Origin of the sequence: Achromobacter sp. LC458 (genome assembly GCF_001005835.2) — a bacterium.
Taxonomy (GTDB): Bacteria; Pseudomonadota; Gammaproteobacteria; order Burkholderiales; family Burkholderiaceae_B; genus Achromobacter; species Achromobacter spanius_B.
In genome coordinates this window covers 21237-41863 of record NZ_LBHW02000020.1, presented here as the reverse complement: position 1 = coordinate 41863, position 20627 = coordinate 21237, and the positions used below count along the sequence as shown (strand labels likewise).

General features: G+C 60.1%; 21 protein-coding genes. 3 read left to right on the top strand and 18 right to left on the bottom strand.

Features of this window, described 5'->3' with window-relative positions:
* Nucleotides 1–29 precede the first annotated feature (29 nt).
* The 10 genes from iscX to uvrB all read right to left on the bottom strand — a co-directional run bounded on the left by iscX (nucleotide 30) and on the right by uvrB (nucleotide 8641).
* A complete protein-coding gene (gene iscX, locus YH64_RS17530; RefSeq protein WP_046805790.1) occupies nucleotides 30–224 on the bottom strand; it encodes a Fe-S cluster assembly protein IscX in 195 nt (64 codons plus the stop codon).
* On the bottom strand, nucleotides 224–565 hold the full coding sequence (gene fdx / locus YH64_RS17525; protein ID WP_046805791.1) for an ISC system 2Fe-2S type ferredoxin: 342 nt from the start codon (nucleotides 563–565) through the stop codon (nucleotides 224–226). The genes iscX and fdx overlap by 1 nt, the downstream gene beginning before the upstream one ends.
* 9 nt (nucleotides 566–574) lie before the next feature.
* Nucleotides 575–2437: a Fe-S protein assembly chaperone HscA gene (hscA, locus tag YH64_RS17520; RefSeq protein ID WP_046805792.1), complete on the bottom strand. Its 1863-nt coding sequence runs from the start codon at nucleotides 2435–2437 to the stop codon at nucleotides 575–577.
* A 72-nt stretch (nucleotides 2438–2509) separates the two neighbouring features.
* Nucleotides 2510–3025: a Fe-S protein assembly co-chaperone HscB gene (hscB, locus tag YH64_RS17515; RefSeq protein WP_046805793.1), complete on the bottom strand. Its 516-nt coding sequence runs from the start codon at nucleotides 3023–3025 to the stop codon at nucleotides 2510–2512.
* A 3-nt stretch (nucleotides 3026–3028) separates the two neighbouring features.
* The gene (iscA, locus tag YH64_RS17510) at nucleotides 3029–3352 is read right to left on the bottom strand and encodes an iron-sulfur cluster assembly protein IscA (RefSeq protein ID WP_006220173.1); all 324 of its coding nucleotides are present in this window, start codon (nucleotides 3350–3352) and stop codon (nucleotides 3029–3031) included.
* Between the two features lie 2 nt (nucleotides 3353–3354).
* A complete protein-coding gene (gene iscU, locus YH64_RS17505) occupies nucleotides 3355–3759 on the bottom strand; it encodes a Fe-S cluster assembly scaffold IscU (protein WP_006220174.1) in 405 nt (134 codons plus the stop codon).
* Between the two features lie 33 nt (nucleotides 3760–3792).
* On the bottom strand, nucleotides 3793–5004 hold the full coding sequence (locus YH64_RS17500; protein WP_046805794.1) for an IscS subfamily cysteine desulfurase: 1212 nt from the start codon (nucleotides 5002–5004) through the stop codon (nucleotides 3793–3795).
* A gap of 21 nt (nucleotides 5005–5025) precedes the next feature.
* Nucleotides 5026–5568, bottom strand: a complete 543-nt coding sequence (gene iscR / locus YH64_RS17495) for a Fe-S cluster assembly transcriptional regulator IscR (protein WP_006220176.1) — start codon at nucleotides 5566–5568, stop codon at nucleotides 5026–5028.
* Between the two features lie 192 nt (nucleotides 5569–5760).
* Nucleotides 5761–6252 carry a low molecular weight protein-tyrosine-phosphatase gene (locus YH64_RS17490; protein WP_046805835.1) on the bottom strand — a complete coding sequence of 164 codons (492 nt, stop codon included), beginning with the start codon at nucleotides 6250–6252 and terminating at the stop codon, nucleotides 5761–5763.
* Between the two features lie 259 nt (nucleotides 6253–6511).
* Nucleotides 6512–8641 (bottom strand): excinuclease ABC subunit UvrB, encoded by a 2130-nt coding sequence (gene uvrB, locus YH64_RS17485; RefSeq protein WP_240433893.1) that lies wholly within the window; start codon nucleotides 8639–8641, stop codon nucleotides 6512–6514.
* 76 nt (nucleotides 8642–8717) lie between these two features.
* Here uvrB and YH64_RS17480 point away from each other — a divergent pair, with 76 nt between their 5' ends.
* Nucleotides 8718–9917: an amino acid aminotransferase gene (locus YH64_RS17480; RefSeq protein ID WP_046805796.1), complete on the top strand. Its 1200-nt coding sequence runs from the start codon at nucleotides 8718–8720 to the stop codon at nucleotides 9915–9917.
* 157 nt (nucleotides 9918–10074) lie between these two features.
* Nucleotides 10075–10722, top strand: a complete 648-nt coding sequence (lexA, locus tag YH64_RS17475) for a transcriptional repressor LexA (RefSeq protein ID WP_046805797.1) — start codon at nucleotides 10075–10077, stop codon at nucleotides 10720–10722.
* A gap of 228 nt (nucleotides 10723–10950) precedes the next feature.
* Here the strand turns inward: lexA and lon are convergent, their stop codons facing one another.
* The 5 genes from lon to YH64_RS17450 form a co-directional block, all read right to left on the bottom strand.
* Nucleotides 10951–13401 (bottom strand): endopeptidase La, encoded by a 2451-nt coding sequence (gene lon, locus YH64_RS17470; RefSeq protein ID WP_046805798.1) that lies wholly within the window; start codon nucleotides 13399–13401, stop codon nucleotides 10951–10953.
* 209 nt (nucleotides 13402–13610) lie between these two features.
* Nucleotides 13611–14909, bottom strand: a complete 1299-nt coding sequence (gene clpX / locus YH64_RS17465; protein ID WP_046805799.1) for an ATP-dependent Clp protease ATP-binding subunit ClpX — start codon at nucleotides 14907–14909, stop codon at nucleotides 13611–13613.
* A 101-nt stretch (nucleotides 14910–15010) separates the two neighbouring features.
* Nucleotides 15011–15664, bottom strand: coding sequence for an ATP-dependent Clp endopeptidase proteolytic subunit ClpP (gene clpP / locus YH64_RS17460; RefSeq protein WP_006220183.1), 654 nt, complete (start codon nucleotides 15662–15664; stop codon nucleotides 15011–15013).
* Between the two features lie 4 nt (nucleotides 15665–15668).
* Nucleotides 15669–16979 (bottom strand): trigger factor, encoded by a 1311-nt coding sequence (tig, locus tag YH64_RS17455; protein ID WP_046805800.1) that lies wholly within the window; start codon nucleotides 16977–16979, stop codon nucleotides 15669–15671.
* Between the two features lie 164 nt (nucleotides 16980–17143).
* On the bottom strand, nucleotides 17144–17899 hold the full coding sequence (locus tag YH64_RS17450; protein WP_006220185.1) for a M48 family metalloprotease: 756 nt from the start codon (nucleotides 17897–17899) through the stop codon (nucleotides 17144–17146).
* 263 nt (nucleotides 17900–18162) lie between these two features.
* Between YH64_RS17450 and YH64_RS17445 the strand changes: the two genes are divergently transcribed.
* On the top strand, nucleotides 18163–18708 hold the full coding sequence (locus YH64_RS17445; RefSeq protein WP_046805801.1) for a TIGR00645 family protein: 546 nt from the start codon (nucleotides 18163–18165) through the stop codon (nucleotides 18706–18708).
* Nucleotides 18709–18852: 144 nt separating this feature from the next.
* Here YH64_RS17445 and YH64_RS17440 read toward each other — a convergent pair whose 3' ends face one another.
* The 3 genes from YH64_RS17440 to YH64_RS17425 all read right to left on the bottom strand — a co-directional run bounded on the left by YH64_RS17440 (nucleotide 18853) and on the right by YH64_RS17425 (nucleotide 20261).
* The gene (locus tag YH64_RS17440; protein ID WP_046805802.1) at nucleotides 18853–19059 is read right to left on the bottom strand and encodes a cold-shock protein; all 207 of its coding nucleotides are present in this window, start codon (nucleotides 19057–19059) and stop codon (nucleotides 18853–18855) included.
* Nucleotides 19060–19362: 303 nt separating this feature from the next.
* Complete coding sequence (locus YH64_RS17430; RefSeq protein ID WP_104145014.1) at nucleotides 19363–19926, bottom strand: DUF924 family protein; 564 nt, start codon at nucleotides 19924–19926, stop codon at nucleotides 19363–19365.
* Between the two features lie 131 nt (nucleotides 19927–20057).
* Complete coding sequence (locus YH64_RS17425) at nucleotides 20058–20261, bottom strand: cold-shock protein (protein WP_006220190.1); 204 nt, start codon at nucleotides 20259–20261, stop codon at nucleotides 20058–20060.
* Nucleotides 20262–20627 lie beyond the last annotated feature (366 nt).

Here is a 20627-nt window from a genome sequence, read left to right as displayed (position 1 = left end):
CCATCCGGGAGCGTTTTTGTTTGATGCGGTCAGTCCGCTTCGTCGATCCAGGCCATCTGGATGGCTTCAAGGATTTTTTCGCCACAGTGGGCGGGGTCGTCGTTGAAACCAGGCAAGGCCATGACCCATTCGCGCAGCTGCGTGAAGCGCAGCGTTTTGGGGTCCACGTCAGGATGCGCGTCGACCAGGGCGGCCGCAACGTCGTAGGTATCGGTCCACTTCATCAATGGCCCTCTTTGGCATGGTTGATGGTGTACTTGGGAATTTCAACCGTCAGGTCAGCGTCGGTCACCAGCGCCTGGCACGACAGGCGCGACGTGGGCGTCAAGCCCCAAGCCTTGTCCAGCAAGTCCTCTTCGTCGTCCGTCGCGTCTTCCAGTGCGGAATAGCCCTGCTTGATGACCACATGACAGGTGGTGCACGCACACGATAGTTCGCAGGCGTGCTCGATGTCGATATGGTTGTCCAGCAAAATGCGGCAGATCGACACGCCCTTGGGCGCGTCCTCGATTACGGCGCCTTCAGGGCAGTAGTCGGGATGAGGCAATACAGTCAGTTTCGGCATAGCGTCTTATCAGGCAATCTCATCAAGTTTTCGACCCGCCAAGGCGGCGCGAATGCTGCGGTCCATGCGGCGCGCGGCGAAGTCGTCGGTTGCGGCCGACAAGGCCTGCACGGCGCCCTTCACGGTGTCCACATCGTCGGCCGCTTGGGCGTCGATGGCGGCTTGCAGGCATTCATCAACGCGGCGGCGCTCGTCGGCGTCCAGCAGGTCGCCGTCAACCGCCAGCGCGGCTTGCACGGATTCCACCAACTGGCGCGCGTCCACTTGCTGCTCGCGCAACATGCGGGCGCGGGCGTCGGTATCGGCTTGCGCCACGCTGTCGGCCAGCATCTGGGCAATTTCGTCGTCGCTTAATCCGTAAGACGGCTTGACCGACACGGCGGCCTCGACGCCCGTGCTTTGCTCGCGCGCAGTCACGCTGAGCAAGCCGTCGGCATCCACCTGGAACGTCACGCGGATGCGCGCGGCGCCCGCCACCATCGGCGGAATGCCGCGCAGTTCGAAGCGAGCCAGGGAACGGGAGTCCGCCACCAGGTCGCGTTCGCCTTGCACCACATGAATGCTCATGGCGGTCTGGCCGTCCTTGAACGTGGTGAACTCCTGGGCGCGCGCCACGGGAATGGTGCTGTTGCGCGGGATCACCCGTTCAACCAGCCCGCCCATGGTTTCCAGACCCAGCGACAGCGGAATCACGTCCAGCAGCAGCCAATCTTCACCCGGTGCGCGATTACCGGCCAGCAGATTCGCCTGCAACGCCGCGCCCAGCGCGACGACTTGATCCGGGTCCAGGTCGGTCAGGGGCTCCGTGCCAAACACCTTGCCCACTGCGGCCCGCACGACAGGCATGCGCGTCGCGCCACCCACCATCACCACGCCTTTCACGTCCGCCGGCGTCAAAGACGCATCGCGCAGCGCGCGGCGCGCGCAATCGAGCGTGCGTTCGATAAGCGGCAGGGCCAAGGTTTCGAATTCGGCGCGGGTCAGTACCAGATCCACGTTGCGGCCGTCGGCCAGCGCCAGCTTCAGCGTCGCGCTGTCCGCGCTGGACAAGGCTTCACGCGCGGCGCGCGCAGCCATCAACAAACCGCGCCGGTCAGCGGCAGAAAACTCGCCGGCCGCCAGCTTGGCCACGGCGTGATCGACAATCAACGCATCAAAATCGTCACCCCCCAGCGCCGTGTCGCCGCCGGTGGAGATCACTTCGAATACGCCCTGCGTCAGCCGCAAGATGGAAATATCAAAGGTGCCGCCGCCCAGGTCATAGACGGCGTAAACGCCTTCCGATGCGTGGTCCAAGCCATAGGCGATGGCGGCAGCGGTCGGTTCGTTCAGAAGGCGCAGTACGTTCAGCCCGGCCAGCCGCGCGGCGTCGCGCGTTGCCTGGCGCTGGGCGTCGTCAAAGTAAGCGGGCACGGTAATCACCGCGCCCACCAAGTCATCGCCCAATACGTCTTCGGCGCGCTGACGCAGCACCGCCAGAATCTGGGCCGACACTTCAACAGGGCTCAAATCGCCCTGCACCGTGCGGATCCGGACCATGCCGGGCGCGTCCACGAATTCATAAGGCGCACGCGTGGCACGCGCCTCTTCCAGCGAACGGCCCATGAATCGCTTCACGGAAACTACGGTATTCAAGGGGTCTTCGGCTTGCTGCGCGAGGGGCTCGCGGCCCGTTGTGACTTTGCCACCCGGCAGGTAGCGCACCGCCGACGGCAGCAGGGCATGGCCCTGCGCATCGGGCAGCACTTCAGCCACGCTGCTGCGCACTGCCGCAACGAGGGAATTGGTAGTGCCCAGATCGATGCCCACCGCCAGCTTGCGCTGGTGCGGCGCGGGCGATTCACCGGGCTCGGATATCTGCAATAAGGCCATGATCTATTTTTTCTGGTCAGTTGGCGGCGATGTGCAGGCACCCGGTGCTCGGGCGCCACAACGCAGCGTTGGCTATCCAGCGGGCTGGGCGTGCGCCAGCTCTTGCGCCAGTTTTTCCACGAACATCCATTCGCGTACCTTAAGGCCCGCGGCGGCATGGTCGTGCTCATCGTCCAGCAGGCGCTTGAGCGTGGCGCGCATCGACACGCGAGCCTCGTCCAGTTCCGTGCGCAGGGTCGCCAGCGCGTCAGCGTCGTCACGCGCGTCGTCCAGCATTTCGCGCCACGTCATCTGCTGCATCAGGAACGCCGTGTCCATGGACGTGTTGCTTTCGGTCTGCAGGTCCACGCCCGCCTGTTCGCACAGATAGCGGGCCCGCAGCAAGGGATCGCGCAAAACGCGATACGCCTCGTTGGCTCGTGCGGCCCATTGCATGGCGACACGGCGCTCGGCGGGGCTGGCTGTGGCATAGCGATCGGGATGCACCTGCGCCGCGACGGCTCGCCACGACGTTTCCAGTGCTTGCGCATCCAGGTCAAAGCGGGCCGGCAAGCCGAACAGGCTGAAGTGGTCGTCTACAACAGCCAAGACTTACACCGTGAACGACTCGCCGCAGCCGCAGGTCGCCTTCTCGTTGGGGTTGCGGAACTTGAAGCCTTCGTTCAGGCCTTCCCGGGCGTAATCAAGCTCGGTTCCGTCCAGGTAAGCCAGGCTTTTGGGGTCAATGAAGACCTTTACGCCGAAGCTTTCGAACACGACGTCTTCCGGCGCCGAGTCGTCCACATATTCCAACTTGTAGGCCATGCCGGAACAGCCCGTCGTCCTAACGCCGAGCCGCAAGCCGATACCCTTTCCGCGCTTTTGCAAGTAGCGGCCGATGTGGGTGGCAGCCTGTTGGGTCAGGGTAACGGACATGATCAGCCTGCCACCGCTTCGGCCGGGGCCGAATGCTTCTCTTTGTAGTTCTGCACCGCGGCCTTGATAGCGTCTTCGGCCAGGATGGAACAGTGCACCTTCACCGGCGGCAGCGCCAATTCTTCGGCGATCTGCGTGTTGCGGATGTTCATCGCTTGGTCCAGCGTCTTGCCCTTGACCCATTCGGTCACGAGCGAGCTGGACGCAATGGCGGAGCCGCAGCCGTAGGTCTTGAAACGCGCGTCTTCGATCACGCCGGCTTCATTGACCTTGATCTGCAACTTCATGACGTCGCCACAGGCGGGCGCGCCGACCATGCCGGTGCCAACCGATTCGTCCGACTTGTCGAACGAACCGACGTTGCGCGGGTTTTCGTAGTGATCCAGAACTTTGGTGCTGTAAGACATGTTATTTCTCCACGTATTTCTTGGCGCGGGCGCTTAGTGCGCGGCCCACTGCACGGTGTTCAAGTCAATGCCTTCCTTGGCCATTTCCCACAGCGGCGACATATCGCGCAGCTTGCCAACGCGGCTCTTGAGCAATTCAATCGCGTAGTCCACTTCCTTTTCGGTCGTGAAGCGGCCGAGCGTGAAACGGATGGAACTGTGCGCCAGTTCGTCATTGCGGCCCAGGGCACGCAATACGTACGACGGTTCCAAGCTGGCAGACGTGCAAGCCGAGCCGCTGGAAACGGCCAGTTCCTTGATCGCCATGATCAGGGACTCGCCTTCGACATAGTTGAAGCTGACGTTCAAGTTGTGCGGCACGCGCTGGTCCATGTCGCCGTTCAGATAGACCTCTTCGATCTGCGACAGGCCATTCCACAGGCGATCACGCAGCATGCGGATGCGCTCGTTTTCGGTACCCATTTCTTCGCGCGCCAGGCGGAAAGCCTCGCCCATGCCGACAATCTGGTGCGTAGCCAGCGTGCCCGAGCGGAAACCGCGCTCGTGGCCGCCACCGTGCATTTGCGCTTCGATACGGATGCGCGGCTTGCGACGCACATACAGCGCGCCGATGCCCTTCGGGCCGTACGTCTTGTGCGCCGAAAACGACATCAGATCAACCTTCAGCTTTTGCAGGTCGATTTCCACCTTGCCAGTCGCCTGAGCGGCGTCGACGTGGAAAATGATGCCCTTTTCGCGGCAGATTTCGCCCAGCGATTCGATGTCCTGGATAACGCCGATTTCGTTGTTCACCATCATCACCGACACCAGCACCGTATCAGGGCGCAGCGCGGCTTTGAACGTGTCCAGGTCGATCAGACCGTCGTCCTTCACGTTCAGGTAGGTGACTTCAAAACCCTGGCGCTCCAGCTCGCGACAGGTATCAAGCACCGCTTTGTGCTCGGTCTTGACGGTGATGACGTGCTTGCCGCGTTCCGCGTAGAAATTCGCAGCGCCCTTGATGGCCAGGTTATTGGACTCGGTCGCACCAGAAGTCCAGACGATCTCTCGCGGGTCGGCGTTGACCAGCTTGGCGACTTCTTCGCGGGCGCGTTCGACGGCTTCTTCCGAATCCCAACCATACGCATGGCTACGGGAGGCCGGATTGCCGAAGTTCTCGTACAGCCACGGCACCATCTTGTCCACGACGCGCGGGTCGACGGGGGTGGTGGCCGAATAATCAAAATAAATCGGACGGGTGGTCATGTCTACAACTCCTGATACTGCTTATACGGTGGCGTTAGCCGCGACGGTCGTGGTCGGGGAATTGGCAGCGGCATTGGCGCCGCCCACCCGATTGACACGTACTGCGCAGGCCTGCGCTTGATTGCTGGCTTCCTGCAACTGGCGCACGCGCTGCTGATCGACTAGATCTTGCAGGGACACCGAATCCAGGTAATCGACCATCTTGCGGTTCAACGTCGCCCAGAGTTCGTGCGTCATGCACTTGCCGGGCTTGCCGTCATTGCCGCTTGTACAGTCGCGCTTGCCGCCACAACTGGTGGCGTCCAGCGGCTCGTCCACTGCAAAGATGATGTCCGCGACGGTCACATTGCGTGCAAGGCGCGCAAGCGAATAACCGCCGCCCGGGCCGCGCACGCTGTCCACGAGTTCGTGGCGACGCAATTTCCCGAACAGCTGTTCCAGATAGGAAAGCGAGATGTTTTGACGCTGGCTGATGGCCGCAAGAGTGACCGGGCCGCTGTGCTGGCGCATCGCGAGATCGATCATGGCAGTCACGGCGAAACGCCCTTTGGTAGTTAGCCGCATGGTGGGTTCCCTGTGATTCGGCAATGGCCGCCAGCGAATCCGGCGGTCAATACCCGAGTAATTGGGTCAAGTATAGCCTATTCCCGACTAATTTGGTATGGCTCCTGGCCAGAAAAAACCGCGCTGTTGCGCGGTTTTTTCGTTGCCATGTACCCCAAGAGCCGCACTGTGAGCGGCTCTACGGAAAAGCGGTCAGGCCGCTTGGTACTGGGTAGCGCGCTTGCGGACCAATTCCAGGACACCTTGGCAGGCGTCTTCCAAGTAATCGAGAACCTTGCCAAAACCATCCGCGCCGCCATAGTAAGGATCGGGCACAGTGGCCTCTTCAAACTCATTGGCGAAGCGCATCAGCAGCATCAGCTTGTGCTGATAGGTCTTGGGGCACTGCTGCTGCATCGCAGACAGGTTGTCCCAATCCATGGCGAGGATAAGATCGAAGTCGCGGAAATCCTCTGCGGTGACCTGACGGGCCTCACAGTGCGTGATCTCGTAGCCGCGTTTACGCGCCGCAGCCTGCGCCCGGGCATCAGGCGCCTCGCCGATATGAAACGCATGCGTGCCCGCAGAGTCAATGCGCACAACGTCGCTCAACCCCGCGTCATTCACCAAATGGCGAAACACGCCCTCTGCGCTCGGCGAGCGACAGATATTGCCCATGCAAACGAAAAGTACCTTGGTCATCATGGGAGTAAGTGTGAGGGAAAACCCGAGATAAGGCAAGCTTTTTTTGCAAAGAAACAAATGAGTAAAGGTCGGCCGGGGTGTTAAAAAACCCCTTTAGTATCAAATAGTTATCGAGATATTTAAACGTCACCCCTCCACTCCCAGTGGGCGCCAGGCGCCCTTTCCTGCTGTGCGCGCATATCGATCGTCCTTCGCACCATTTTCAGCATTATGTCAGCTACCTGTCAGCCCATACCGACGCGCTGCGCGGCGCGAGCGCTTATACGGCCCCATCAAGAAGAACACGTTGCTTCAGCGCGGTAAGCGCATCGCGCGCGGCAGCGGCCTGCTCGAATTCCAGATTTCGAGCGTGGTCCATCATCAGCTTCTCCAAGCGCTTCAACTCGCGAGCCAAGGCCTTCTCGTCCTTGAGGAACTCGGCTGGCACGGCGGCCTCAAGGGCGTCGTGCTGCACTGGCGCGACGATGCCGTCGATCAGCTCACGCACGGCCTTGCGGACGCCGCGCGCCGTAATGCCATTGTCGATATTGAACTGCAGCTGCTTTGCGCGCCGACGGCTGGTTTCCTCCATCGCGCGCTGCATCGAATCCGTAATACGGTCTGCATAGAGAATGGCGTGGCCGTTCAGGTTGCGGGCCGCGCGGCCAATCGTCTGGATCAAGCTGCGCTCGGATCGGAGGAAGCCTTCCTTGTCGGCGTCAAGAATTGCCACGAGCGAAACCTCGGGAATATCCAGCCCCTCGCGCAGCAGGTTGATGCCCACCAACACATCAAAGGTGCCTAGGCGCAGGTCCCGCAGAATTTCCACGCGCTCGACGGTATCAATGTCGGAGTGCAAGTAGCGCACCTTGACGCCGTGTTCGCTAAGGAAATCCGTCAAATCTTCGGCCATGCGTTTGGTCAGGGTGGTGACCAGCACCCGCTCGCCCACCGAAACCCGTGCCTTGATTTGGCCCAGCAAGTCGTCCACCTGGGTGCGGGCCGGCAGTACCTCGACCAGAGGATCGACCAAGCCGGTGGGCCGAACGACCTGCTCAACGACGTTGTCAGCGTGTTCTTTCTCGTAAGCCGCTGGCGTGGCCGACACGAACACGCATTGGCGCATCCGCGCCTCGAACTCTTCAAGCTTGAGGGGCCGATTGTCCATCGCGGAGGGCAACCGGAACCCATATTGCACCAACGTTTCCTTGCGCGACCGGTCGCCGCGATACATGGCGCTGAGCTGGCCGATGGTCACGTGGCTTTCGTCGATGAACATCAGCGCGTCGGACGGCAGGTAATCGATCAACGTGGGTGGCGGGTCGCCTGGTGCGGCGCCGGACAGGTGGCGGGAGTAGTTTTCGATCCCCTTGCAAAAGCCTAACTCCTGCAGCATTTCCAGATCGAACCGCGTGCGCTGTTCCAGACGCTGGGCTTCGACCAGATGACCGTCGTCCACGAAGCGTTTGACACGCTCTCGCAGCTCCACCTTGATCGTTTCAATCGCGCGCAGAACCGTATCGCGCGGGGTGACGTAATGCGACCCGGGATACACGGTAAACCGTGGCAGCTTTTGCCGAATGCGGCCGGTCAGGGGATCAAACAACTCCAGGCTTTCGATCTCGTCATCAAAAAGCGTCAGGCGCAGCGCCAGCTCGGGGCTTTCTGCCGGGAAGATGTCGATGGTTTCGCCACGGACCCGGAACGCCCCCCGCGTGAATTCGGCGTCATTGCGGGTGTATTGCATGGCAACCAGACGCGCCAGGATTTCCCGCCGCGAGATCTGGTCACCGCTGCGCAGAATCAAAACCATCGCGTGGTAGTCGCCGGGATTACCAATACCGTAGATGCAAGACACCGTGCCGACAATAATAGTGTCCCGGCGTTCAAGCAGGCTCTTGGTAGCCGATAGACGCATTTGTTCGATGTGCTCATTGATGGACGAATCCTTTTCAATGAACAGGTCGCGCGTCGGGACATAGGCCTCGGGCTGGTAATAGTCGTAGTACGAAACGAAATACTCGACCGCGTTCTTCGGAAAGAACTCCCGCATTTCGGCATATAGCTGCGCCGCAAGCGTTTTGTTGGGCGCCAACACCAGCGCAGGGCGTCCCAGCCGCGCGATCACGTTCGCCATGGTGTAGGTCTTGCCCGAGCCCGTCACGCCCAGCAGCGTCTGGAACATCAGGCCGTCTTCGATACCCTGGGTCAACCCGTTGATCGCGGTGGGCTGATCGCCGGCCGGAGGATAGGGCTGGAACAGTTGGAACGGGCTACCGGGATATTCCACAAAGCGCGGTTCCGCGCCAGCAACGGGCGGTGCGTCAGCCGATACTGGTACCACGGCATTTCCAGCGAGATTCTGGGCCAGATCTCCCGCGCCGCTCGGGTCTATTGGGCTGTTTGGCATGCTAGACTGTTCCAGGGTAAACCCCCCATTATCCACAGCACCTCGTACTGCGTCCACCCATCCTCATCAGAGTCCCATGAGCAACCTTTTCGATTCCGTCGAACTCGCGCCGCGCGACCCCATTCTTGGTCTGAACGAACAATTCAACGCGGACACGCGTCCGGGTAAAGTCAACCTGGGCGTGGGCGTGTACTACGACGACCAGGGACGGATCCCCCTGTTGGGCGCCGTTCGCAAGGCCGAAACCGCCCGCATCGAAGCGGCCGCCGCTCGCGGCTATTTGCCCATCGAAGGCATTGCCGGCTACAACCAGGGCGCTCAAGCCCTGTTGCTGGGTAAGGATTCCACGTTGGCCGCAACCGGTCGCGTGTTGACCACCCAAGCGCTGGGCGGCACCGGCGCGCTTAAGATCGGCGCCGACTTCCTGCGCCAATTGCTGCCCTCTTCCAAGGTGTTGATCAGCAACCCCAGCTGGGAAAACCACCGTGCGCTGTTCGAGCGCGCCGGCTTTGAGGTCGGCACGTATTCGTACTATGACGCTTCCACCCGCGGCCTGAACTTCGAAGCCATGCTGGCGGACTTGAAGGCAGCCCCGGCGCAGACCGTCGTCGTGCTGCACGCGTGCTGCCACAATCCGACCGGTGTGGACCCCACGCCGGAGCAATGGAAGCAGATCGCCGCGGTTGTGAAGGAAAACAACCTGGTTCCGTTCCTGGACATCGCCTACCAGGGCTTTGGCGAGGGTCTGACCGAGGACGCCGCCGTCGTGCGCATGTTCGCCGATCTGGACATGACCATGTTCATCAGCTCGTCGTTCTCGAAGTCGTTCTCGCTTTACGGTGAACGCGTGGGCGCACTGACGATCGTCGCTGGCAGCAAGGAAGCGGCGGGCCGCGTCCTGAGCCAGCTCAAGCGCGTCATTCGCACCAACTATTCCAACCCGCCGACCCACGGCGGCACGGTGGTGTCGACGGTGCTGAACACGCCGGAACTGTTCGCCATGTGGGAAGAAGAACTTGCCGGCATGCGCGACCGCATCCGCCTGATGCGCAAGCAATTGGTGGAAAAGATCAAGGAACACGGCGCCAAGCAGGACTTCAGCTTTGTCCTGCAGCAACGCGGCATGTTCTCGTACTCGGGCCTGACGTCGGCTCAAGTGGATCGCCTGCGCGAAGAGCATGGCGTGTACGCGGTGTCCAGCGGCCGCATCTGCGTGGCCGCGCTGAACAGCGGCAACATTGACAAGGTAGCTGCCGGCATCGCCGCCGTGCTGTAACGCCTGCCTGTACGGGCCGTCTGCGGCCCTGTTATGACGAAACGGAGCCCTGCGGCTCCGTTTTGCTTTCGGGCCCGCCGCCGGCTTGCTTTTTTCCGCTACGTCCCCCAGAATGGCGCTGTATATATGTACAGTCCGCTCATACCGGATCATCGCCATGGCCAGCAAACTCACCGACCGCCAGCAACAAATCCTGGACCTCATCCGGCAGACCGTCACGCGCACAGGCTTTCCGCCGACGCGCGCCGAAATCGCCCAGGCCCTTGGTTTCCGTTCACCGAATGCGGCAGAAGACCACCTCAAGGCATTAGCCCGCAAGGGTGCTATCGAGCTCACCGCCGGCGCCTCGCGCGGCATACGCTTGAAAGACGGGCCCTCCCAGTCTCAGACCTCCCTGGCCATACCTTCGTTAGCGCAGTTGCTGCTGCCGTTGGTCGGGCGCGTTGCGGCAGGCAGCCCTATCCTTGCGGCCGAACACGTCGAACGCGAGGTTGGCGTGGACCCCCATCTTTTTGCCCAAGCGCCCGATTACCTGCTGAAGGTGCGCGGCATGAGCATGCGGGATGCGGGCATTCTGGAAGGTGACTTGCTTGCGGTGAAGAAGGCCTCTGAAGCGCGCAACGGCCAGATCGTCGTGGCACGTTTGGGCGACGACGTGACGGTCAAGCGCCTGCAACGCACCAACGGGCACATCGAACTGCTGCCGGAAAATCCGGACTTTCAAACCATCATCGTTGAAGCAGACCAAGAGTTCGCGCTGGAAGGCATCGCCGTCGGTTTAATCCGTACGCACGCGTTGCACTGACGCAGCACGGGGTGGATCAGGCACGGTCTGCCTAGCCTCGCCGTAGCGTTCGCCCGGCAACGGCCATAACCAAAGTTACCGCGAAGGCCAAAATGATGGCCATAAAAAAACCCCGCCACATTGAACTGCCCCCCGAAAGTTGGACGTAGATCCAACCTTTCGGGGGTTTTCACATGGCGGGGTTTTTGTTGGGCGCCCATACTTCGGGCGCCCAGCCATACCAGCTGATCAGTGCTTCAGAACCGGGTCCGTCGAGCCGGGCTCGGCAGGCTTGGTCACCAGCGCGTCTTTGACGGCTTCTTCCTCGGCCAAAGGCTCCGGCAGACGCTCCAGCGCCAGTTCCAGCACCTTGTCGATCCAGCGGACCGGCACGATCTCAAGTTGGTTCTTGACGTTATCCGGGATCTCCGCCAAGTCCTTGACGTTTTCCTCGGGAATCAAGACCGTCTTGATTCCGCCACGGTGGGCCGCCAGCAGCTTTTCCTTCAGGCCACCGATAGGCAGCACTTCGCCGCGCAGCGTGATCTCACCGGTCATGGCAACATTGGCGCGCACCGGAATGCGCGACAACGCCGAAACCATGGCCGTGGTGATCGCGATACCCGCGGACGGGCCGTCCTTGGGCGTCGCACCTTCCGGCACGTGGACGTGCATGTCGTGCTTCTCGAAGACGCTGTCGGCAAAGCCCAGGCGGCGAGCGCGGGACCGCACCACCGTGCGAGCCGCTTCCACCGATTCCTTCATCACGTCGCCAAGCGAACCCGTACGCTGGATCACGCCCTTACCCGGCATGTCCGCCACTTCGATCGTCAGCAGATCGCCGCCGACCTCCGTCCAGGCCAGACCGGTCACCTGACCAATCTGGTTTTCCTTCTCGGCCATCCCGAAGGTATAGCGGCGCACGCCCAGGTAGTCGCTCAGGTTGTCGCCCGTGACGTTGACCGGCTTGACCTCGATGGTCTTGCCTTCCGCCTTGGCGCGATCATTCTGGGTCAGCAACTGCTTGATGACCTTGCGGCAGATCTTGCCCACTTCGCGTTCAAGGGCGCGCACACCGGCTTCCCGGGTGTAATAGCGAACGATATCGCGCAGCGCACTGTCATCGACCGTCAGTTCGTTGTCCTTCACGCCGTTGTTCTGCATCAGCTTGGGCAGCAGATGGTCGCGAGCGATATGGATCTTTTCCTCTTCCGTGTAACCGGACAGGCGGATCACTTCCATACGGTCCAACAGAGCCGGCGGGATGTTCAGCGTGTTGCTGGTGGCCACGAACATGACGTCGGACAAATCGAAGTCGACTTCGATGTAGTGGTCCTGGAACGTGTGGTTTTGTTCCGGGTCCAGCACTTCAAGCAACGCCGAAGAAGGATCGCCGCGGAAGTCCATGCCCAGCTTGTCGATTTCATCAAGCAAGAACAAGGGATTGCGCACGCCGACCTTCGACATGTTCTGCACGATCTTGCCGGGCATGGAACCGATATACGTCCGGCGATGGCCTCGGATCTCGGCCTCGTCACGCACGCCGCCCAGCGCCATACGCACGAACTTGCGGTTCGTGGCCTTGGCAATGGACTGGCCCAGCGAGGTCTTGCCGACGCCCGGGGGGCCGACCAGGCACAGGATCGGTGCCTTGACCTTGTCTACGCGCTGTTGCACGGCAAGATATTCGAGAATGCGTTCCTTGACCTTTTCCAGACCGTAATGGTCGTTGTCCAGCACCGTCTCGGCGTTGGCGATCGAGTTGTTGATCTTGCTCTTCTTCCTCCAGGGGAGGTTGATGAGCGTATCGATGTAGTTGCGCACCACGGTGGCTTCGGCCGACATGGGCGACATGAGCTTGAGCTTCTTGAGCTCGGCATCGGCCTTTTTACGCGCCTCTTTGGGCATGTGGGCAGCGATGATCTTCTTTTCAAGCTCTTCGATGTCCGCGCCCTCTTCGCCCTCGCCCAACTCCTTCTGAATGGCTTTGACCTGCTCATTCAAGTAGTAGTCGCGCTGGCTCTTCTCCATCTGCTTCTTCACGCGGCCGCGAATCCGCTTTTCGACCTGAAGAATGTCGATTTCGGTTTCCAGCTGGGTAAGCAGACCTTCAAGGCGCTCGGACGTGCCGACGATCTCGAGCATTTTTTGCTTCTGCTCGAGCTTCAGCGGAAGATGCGCGGCGATCGTGTCAGCCAGGCGACCCGCATCGTCGATGCCGGCCAACGAGGTCAGGATCTCCGGAGGGATCTTCTTGTTGAGCTTTACGTACTGTTCGAACTGGGCAACGATCGCGCGGCGCAGAGCCTCGGTTTCGGAGCCCTGCATGGCGTCCGGCTCGATCGGCGTCACCTGGCAGGTGAAATGCGAATCGGCATCTTCGATGCTGTTGATGCGGGCACGCTGAGTGCCTTCGACCAGAACCTTAACGGTGCCGTCGGGCAATTTGAGCATCTGGAGGATGCCGGCAACGCAGCCGATCTCGTAGACGTCTTCGGGGGTGGGATCATCCTTGCCGGCGGATTTTTGGGCCACCAGCATGATGCTTTTGCCCGCTTCCATCGCAACCTCGAGCGCGCGAATAGAGCGCGGACGGCCGACGAACAGCGGGATGACCATGTGCGGAAACACCACGACGTCGCGAAGTGGGAGCAAAGGCAGGTCGATCGGGTCGGAAGGCAGGGTCTGGCTGGCAGACATAGGAGGTTCCTCGGTATGACTCGGCGTATCGGGGACGGGGAGCCTGGGAGAGAGTACCCGGGCTATCCGCGTCAGTTACGTCTGTTATGGGAACAATAGCCGAAAATTCAAGATCCCGGCTGCCGGATAGGCAAAAGGCAAAAAAAAATGCCCCGGAGGGCACTCCTACGGCAAAAAAACCCGTTACAGGAACGGGCTTTTTTGAAATATCAGGCTGCAGCGTCGCGGACTTCTCCACGCTCCGGCTTGTCGGATTCGCCGGCTTCGTCCGCATAGATAAGCAAGGGCTTGCCCTCGCCTTCGATTGCGTTCTCGTCGACGACCACACGCTTTACGTTGCCCTGCGAAGGCAACTCATACATGGTGTCCAACAGCGTTTGTTCGATGATCGAACGCAAGCCCCGGGCACCCGTCTTACGCTTGAGCGCCTTGCGGGCGATCGCCTTCAACGCTGCGGGACGCAGGTCCAGCTCGGCGCCTTCCATGGCGAACAGCTTCTGGAATTGCTTGAGCAAAGCGTTTTTCGGCTCGGTAAGGATCTGAACCAATGCCGCTTCGTCAAGCTCGTCCAGCGTGGCGACCACGGGCAGACGACCCACCAGTTCCGGGATCAAGCCGAACTTGATCAGATCTTCGGGTTCGACTTCCGAGAACAGCTCGCCTACACCGCGTTCGGATTTGGCACGCACCGAGGCCGAGAACCCGATGCCGGACTTTTCGGTACGGTCACGGATGACCTTTTCCAGTCCGTCGAAGGCGCCGCCCACGATGAACAGGATGTTGGTCGTGTCCACTTGCACGAAGTCCTGATTCGGATGCTTGCGTCCGCCTTGCGGGGGCACCGAGGCAACCGTACCTTCGATCAGCTTGAGCAGCGCCTGCTGCACGCCTTCGCCGGAAACGTCGCGCGTAATGGACGGGTTGTCCGACTTGCGGGAAATCTTATCGATTTCGTCGATGTAGATAATGGCGCGTTGCGCTTTCTCGACTTCGTAGTTGCAGTTTTGCAGCAACTTCTGAATGATGTTCTCGACGTCTTCGCCGACGTAGCCGGCTTCGGTCAGCGTCGTGGCGTCAGCCATGACGAAAGGCACATTCAGCATGCGCGCCAAGGTCTGCGCCAACAGCGTCTTGCCCGAGCCCGTGGGCCCGATCAGCATGATGTTGCTCTTGGAAAGCTCGACTTCGTCACCCTTGATCTCGCCGTGACGAATGCGCTTGTAATGGTTGTAAACCGCCACGGCCAGCATGCGCTTGGGCGAGTTCTGCCCAATGACGTACTGGTCGAGGAAGGTCTTGATTTCGGCCGGAGTGGGCAGCTCGGAACGAATCGCCGCGCGCGCGGTCGCTTGCGCTTCCTCGCGGATGATGTCGTTGCACAGATCTATGCATTCATCACAGATGAACACCGACGGACCCGCGATCAGCTTGCGGACTTCATGCTGGCTTTTATTGCAAAACGAGCAATGCAGCACTTTTGCGTCTGCCGATCCCTTTTTTTCAGGCATATTTGTTTCGTATCTCAGGTAAAGATGCGCCAGACCGATAACGGGTCCAGCGCATGCGCTTACTCAAACTTGGTGGCAGCGGGTTCGGATCAACCTGGAAGTCAGCCTTCCGAGCGGGAGCTCATCACCTTGTCCACCAATCCATACGATACCGCATCTTCGGCGGACATGAAGTTGTCACGTTCCGTGTCCAGGCCGATTCGCTCCATCGACTGGCCGGTGTTGTCGGCCAGGATCCGGTTAAGACGTTCGCGCAGGTCCAGGATCTCGCGAGCCTGGATCTGGATGTCGGACGCTTGGCCCTGGGCGCCGCCCGACGGCTGGTGGATCATGATCCGGGAGTTGGGCAGCGTGAAACGCTTGCCCTTCTTGCCAGCCGCCAGCAGGAACGCGCCCATGCTGGCCGCCAGGCCGGTGCACAGGGTCGATACGTCCGGCTTGATGAACTGCATGGTGTCAAAAATGGCCATTCCCGCATACACCGACCCGCCAGGCGAGTTGATGTACAGGGAAATGTCCTTGTCAGGATTCTCCGATTCCAGGAACAGCAACTGCGCCACAACCAGGTTGGCCGTTGCGTCATTGACCGGACCCACCAGGAAAATGAGCCGTTCGCGGAGCAGACGCGAATAGATGTCGTAGGCGCGCTCGCCGCGCCCCGACTGCTCGATAACCATGGGAATGTAGCCCAGGCCGGTGGGGGTCACCGAAGACCCGCCATTCATTGCCGCATAGAAATCGGTGAATCTCTGCATAGTGTTACGCCATCCCCATCAACTGATCGAAAGGCACCTTTTCTTCGGTGACCTTAGCTTTTTCCAGAACGTGCGCGACGACATTGTCTTCCAGCACGATAGCCTCGATTTCAGCACGACGCTGGCGGTCAGCCAGGTAATAGCTGACAACCTGAGCGGGTTGTTCGTAGTTTTCCGCGAATTCTTCAATGCGCGCACGAACTTGCTCGGGCTTGGCTTGCAACTGGGCTTGCTTGACCAGTTCCGACACCAGCAGGCCCAGGCGGACACGGCGTTCGGATTCGGTCGAGAAAGCTTCAGCCGGGATCGGCACGGACTCGGCGTTGGGGATGCCACGCTGCTTGAGCTCTTCGCGGGCAGCGGCGACACGGCCTTGAACGTCGTTGTCGACCAGCGCCTTCGGCACGTCGAACTTGCCGGCTTCGACCAAGGCGTCCATGACGCTGGACTTGGTGCGGCCAGCCGAACGGACCTTGACTTCGCGCTCGATGTTGCTGCGGATGTCGGCCTTCAGCTTTTCGACGTCGCCTTCGGCTTGGCCGAGGGACTTGGCGAATTCGCTGTTCAGTTCGGGCAGAACGCCTTCAGCCACTTCCTTGACGGTAATGGTGAATTCGGCGGTCTTGCCGGCGACTTCCACGCCTTGGTAGTCATCCGGGAACTTCAGTTCGAAGACCTTGGTTTCGCCAGCCTTCAGGCCGCGAGCGGCTTCTTCGAATTCCGGCAGCATGCGGCCTTGGCCGAGCACGAACGGGAAGTCTTCGGCCTTGCCGCCTTCGAACGGCACGCCGTCGATGGTGCCGGCGAAGTCCAGCGTGACGCGGTCGCCATCTTGCGCGGCGCGGCCTTCACGGGCTTCGAACGTGGCGCGCTGCTTGCGCAGAACGTCCAGGGTTTGTTGAACTTCGGCGTCGGTGACGGCGGTTTCGTAGCGCGTGACAGCCAGCGCCGACAGATCCGGCACGGCAACTTCGGGGTAGACCTCGAACGTGGCGGTGAACGCCAGCGTGTCGTCGGTAACGCCTTCAGTCTTGGGTTCGAGGTTCGGGGCGCCAGCGACGCGCAGCTTGGCGCCGTCGATGGCTTGTTCGAAGGCACGGCCAACTTGGCTATTGATCACGTCGTAGCGGATGCTGGGGCCATGGCTACGCTCGAGCATGGCGAGCGGAGCTTTACCCGGGCGGAAGCCGGGGACCTTGGCGGTGCGAGCCACGCGCTTTAATTGCGCCTGGACTTCCTTTTCGACGTCGGCCACCGAGACGGCCAGATCAACACGGCGCTCCAGGCCGGAGAGGGTTTCAACCACAGGCTGCATTAAAAGACCTATTTTCCGAGAGATGAGATTACGGGCGGATAAACGCGCCATTTTACCGGAAACTTCCGGAACCCTGACGCAAAGGGGCGCGAGCCCCGGAATTGCCCGGATACTCGCGCCCCGTTTTCCGCCCGAAAAGGGAGGGCGAACGTCGCTTTGACGCCTTATTTGGCCTTGGCGATGCGGTCTTCGATGTGTTGAGCGCGCTTGGCCGAGGACGGGTGCGAGCTCATCATATCGCTCTTGCCGCCATCAAGCTCGGCAAGCTTCTGGAAAGCCGTGACCAAGCCCCGCGTATTGAGCTTCTTGGCCTGCAACTGATCGAACGAATAGTCGTCCGCGGCGCTTTCCTGTGATTGCGAGAACTGCGCGTTGATGAACTTTTCGGTCAGGTCGCCCAATTGCGACGAATTCAGAGCTGCAACCGTGGCGCCACCCGCGGCACCGGCGGCATCGCGCGCGGCGGACACGGTGTAGGCAGTTTGCATGGCCTTCTTGCTATGGCCCAGCGCAACGTGGCCGATTTCGTGGCCGACCACGCCCATGACTTCGTCGTCCGTCATCATGTCCATCAAGCCGCTATAGACGCGGATGCAGCCGTTGGCCATGGCCCAGGCATTGACGTCCTTGGTGATGTAGACCTTGTAGTTGGCCTTTTGACCATTGACGGTGCCGCCCAGCGCCTTGGCGATCTTTTGCAGACGCGCATCGTACTTGCTGCCCGGCGCGGCAATCTTTTCTTGGGAATCGCTTTGCGCGCACGCCTTGTCCGACAAGGTCTTGATTTCGGCGTCGCTCAAGGTGGCAGCTTGCACAACCTTGCTGCCGGCGCCCACCAGGCCGCCGATGTCGAAGGCATGCGACGCGGAATAAGGGGCAAGCGCGACGGTCAACGCGGCAACGGTGTAGCGGATCTTCATGGGAACAAACTCCTCTTGACTGACTCTATGCGAGCGAGGCGGCAATTCTATATATGCCGAAAGCGCTCCAAGCGTTTCGCCACAGAGTTTCGCAAATGGCAGTTTCGCTTACATAAAAGTCGGGCAAACCCTGTGCGGAAGTGCTAGCGGGCCGTGACGACATGACGCGGCTTTGTCATAAAAATCTGCTGCCTGCGTCGTCTTGGCGTTGTTAGAATTGCCGCCGCGCTTTTATCGCAAACAACAAATGGCTCGCACCCAACATGATTGAACCCTCCCCTCCCCGCCTGGGCCTATTGCCCAGTTTGATCTTCAGTTCGCGCTGGCTGCAATTGCCGCTGTACCTTGGGCTGATCGTGGCGCAAGGCGTCTACGTCATGCTGTTCCTGAAAGAGCTATGGCACCTGCTGACCCACGCCAACAGCTTTGGCGAAATGGAAATCATGCTGCTGGTGTTGGGCTTGATCGACGTGGTCATGATCTCGAACCTGCTTGTCATGGTGATCGTCGGCGGATACGAAACCTTCGTGTCACGACTGCGCTTGCAGAACCATCCGGATCAACCGGAATGGCTAAGCCACGTGAACGCCAGCGTGCTGAAGGTGAAACTGGCGATGGCGATCATCGGCATCTCGTCCATCCACTTGCTGCGCACGTTCATCGAGGCGGGCACGATCGGTACGCCGAACGCGCGTTTCACCGAAGCGGGCGTCATGTGGCAAACAATCATCCACGCGTTGTTCATACTGTCCGCATTGGGTATCGCGCTGGTCGACAAGCTGTCGACTCCGGCCGTGCATAAGCACTAAGGCACTAAGACACTAAGACACCAAGGCATTAAGACGCGCGCCAACGCGTTGCGTTTGTCGTAAAAAAAAGCCTCCACACATTGCGTGTGGGGGCTTTTTTATGGGCCGAACACCGGGCGCACCCGGGGCGCTACCCGCAAAGCGTCAGGACGCGACCTTGATGTTCTTGGCGCTGGGACCCTTGGGACCGGTACCAACCTCGAAGGTGACGCGCTGGTTTTCCTGCAGGGACTTATAGCCTTCGCTGCGGATTTCGGAGTAATGGGCGAAAAGGTCTTTGCTGCCGTCGTCGGGCATGATGAAGCCGTAACCCTTTTCGGCGTTGAACCACTTAACGATGCCGGTTGCCATGGATTGTCCTTGAACCTAAAAGATGCGATTTCTCGCGGGGCGCCAGATCATCAAGGATGGGAGAGGAAGCAACCGCAGCACCACTGACGGCGACAAGTTGACGCAGACCGCGTCGCTTGAAAATCTCGCTGAACTCAGTGTATTGGTGAACCCGGAAAAACGTCAAATATGCGAATGGTCGACGCACGCGCGAAGCTTGTCGGCAGGCGCGGCCCATATAACGACGAATATTTTCACATTGGTATGAAAAGATACATGCCGATACCCACTGACTTCGCGTCAGCGCATGGGGTGCAAGCTCGGTCAGCCGGCAAATCCGCCGGCAGCCAGGAACTCATGTTCGGCCTGAGTGGTCTGTCGCCCCAACACGGCATTGCGATGCGGGAAGCGACCAAAGCGCTTGATGATGTCCCGATGCAAGATGGCCCAGCGCAGCGTATCCGGCTCCAGCGGCTCCATCAGCGCAACCCCACGGTTTTGCATGACCAGGCTTTCCGAATGCTCGAACGGCATGTAGAAGAACTGCCGCATCACCGGCTGCACCGCCAGATCGTGCCCTGCCGCGATAGCCCGTTCGGCGAAATACTGCGCCAATGGGTCGGTGGCGAACATATGCGCCGTGCCGCGATACGCGTTGCGAGGAAACTGATCCAGCAAAATCATCAGGGCCAGCGCGCCATCAGCATCTTCTTGCCAGGCGTCTAGCTGCCGCGATGCGGCTGCCCAATGCGCCGTTTCGAAGCGCTGCCGGAACTCGGCGTCGAACGCATCGCTTTTGCGATACCACTGCTGCGGCCCTGCATCGGCCCAGAAGGCCACGACGTCGGTCGCTTGCGTGGTTAGGGCCATTGGCGAAGAAGCAGTCATGGAAGCCGTCCTGAAGGCATTGAAGCGGTACAGGCTAGCGCGGCGCTGTGGCCGTGCTGGCAGGTGCAGAATAGCGCGCCGCAAAAACAAAAAAAGCCCCCGAAGGGGCTTTTTTGCGAAAACTCAGACCTTTACAGGACCTGAATCTTCGTGGCTTGCGGGCCCTTGGGGCCATTGGCCGTCACAAAGCTGACGCGCTGGTTCTCTTCCAGAGACTTGAAGCCAGAACCCTGGATTTCGGAGAAGTGAGCAAACAGATCCTTACCACCCGCTTCCGGGGTGATGAAGCCATAGCCTTTTTCCGAATTGAACCACTTAACGACGCCGGTTTCCATACTGTATTTCCTAGAGATAATGGGCAAATGCCCGGAGGTCACGAATCAATCAAGGAGGGGACAGTAGAACAATAACGCTGAGCCGGAAAAGGCACGGCACTGAACGAAAATCGCAACGCTTGTGATCGTGTGCCGACACTATCGTTATGTTCCCCTCACAAGTCAACATAATCCTAAAAAATACGTGCCAATAATGCAACAAAGAGAAACTGCGTTGAAAATTTGCACGTTTTCATAGGCAAAACTTGTCCCTGCATAGGTGTAAACACCCATACAACATAAAAAAACAATCGGGGCTTATATAAATGCTGTCTTAACGCATACGTCTTTCATACGTCATTCGGATCAGCACTTTGGTTTGCCGTC

Bases quoted from the DNA above. Each gene is read 5' to 3' on its own strand.
- iscX (WP_046805790.1), bottom strand. From the start codon at position 224: ATGAAGTGGACCGATACCTACGACGTTGCGGCCGCCCTGGTCGACGCG.
- fdx (WP_046805791.1), bottom strand. From the start codon at position 565: ATGCCGAAACTGACTGTATTGCCTCATCCCGACTACTGCCCTGAAGGC.
- hscA (WP_046805792.1), bottom strand. From the start codon at position 2,437: ATGGCCTTATTGCAGATATCCGAGCCCGGTGAATCGCCCGCGCCGCAC.
- iscA (WP_006220173.1), bottom strand. From the start codon at position 3,352: ATGTCCGTTACCCTGACCCAACAGGCTGCCACCCACATCGGCCGCTAC.
- iscU (WP_006220174.1), bottom strand. From the start codon at position 3,759: ATGTCTTACAGCACCAAAGTTCTGGATCACTACGAAAACCCGCGCAAC.
- YH64_RS17500 (WP_046805794.1), bottom strand. From the start codon at position 5,004: ATGACCACCCGTCCGATTTATTTTGATTATTCGGCCACCACCCCCGTC.
- iscR (WP_006220176.1), bottom strand. From the start codon at position 5,568: ATGCGGCTAACTACCAAAGGGCGTTTCGCCGTGACTGCCATGATCGAT.
- YH64_RS17490 (WP_046805835.1), bottom strand. From the start codon at position 6,252: ATGATGACCAAGGTACTTTTCGTTTGCATGGGCAATATCTGTCGCTCG.
- uvrB (WP_240433893.1), bottom strand. From the start codon at position 8,641: ATGCCAAACAGCCCAATAGACCCGAGCGGCGCGGGAGATCTGGCCCAG.
- YH64_RS17480 (WP_046805796.1), top strand. From the start codon at position 8,718: ATGAGCAACCTTTTCGATTCCGTCGAACTCGCGCCGCGCGACCCCATT.
- lexA (WP_046805797.1), top strand. From the start codon at position 10,075: ATGGCCAGCAAACTCACCGACCGCCAGCAACAAATCCTGGACCTCATC.
- lon (WP_046805798.1), bottom strand. From the start codon at position 13,401: ATGTCTGCCAGCCAGACCCTGCCTTCCGACCCGATCGACCTGCCTTTG.
- clpX (WP_046805799.1), bottom strand. From the start codon at position 14,909: ATGCCTGAAAAAAAGGGATCGGCAGACGCAAAAGTGCTGCATTGCTCG.
- clpP (WP_006220183.1), bottom strand. From the start codon at position 15,664: ATGCAGAGATTCACCGATTTCTATGCGGCAATGAATGGCGGGTCTTCG.
- tig (WP_046805800.1), bottom strand. From the start codon at position 16,979: ATGCAGCCTGTGGTTGAAACCCTCTCCGGCCTGGAGCGCCGTGTTGAT.
- YH64_RS17450 (WP_006220185.1), bottom strand. From the start codon at position 17,899: ATGAAGATCCGCTACACCGTTGCCGCGTTGACCGTCGCGCTTGCCCCT.
- YH64_RS17445 (WP_046805801.1), top strand. From the start codon at position 18,163: ATGATTGAACCCTCCCCTCCCCGCCTGGGCCTATTGCCCAGTTTGATC.
- YH64_RS17440 (WP_046805802.1), bottom strand. From the start codon at position 19,059: ATGGCAACCGGCATCGTTAAGTGGTTCAACGCCGAAAAGGGTTACGGC.
- YH64_RS17430 (WP_104145014.1), bottom strand. From the start codon at position 19,926: ATGACTGCTTCTTCGCCAATGGCCCTAACCACGCAAGCGACCGACGTC.
- YH64_RS17425 (WP_006220190.1), bottom strand. From the start codon at position 20,261: ATGGAAACCGGCGTCGTTAAGTGGTTCAATTCGGAAAAAGGCTATGGC.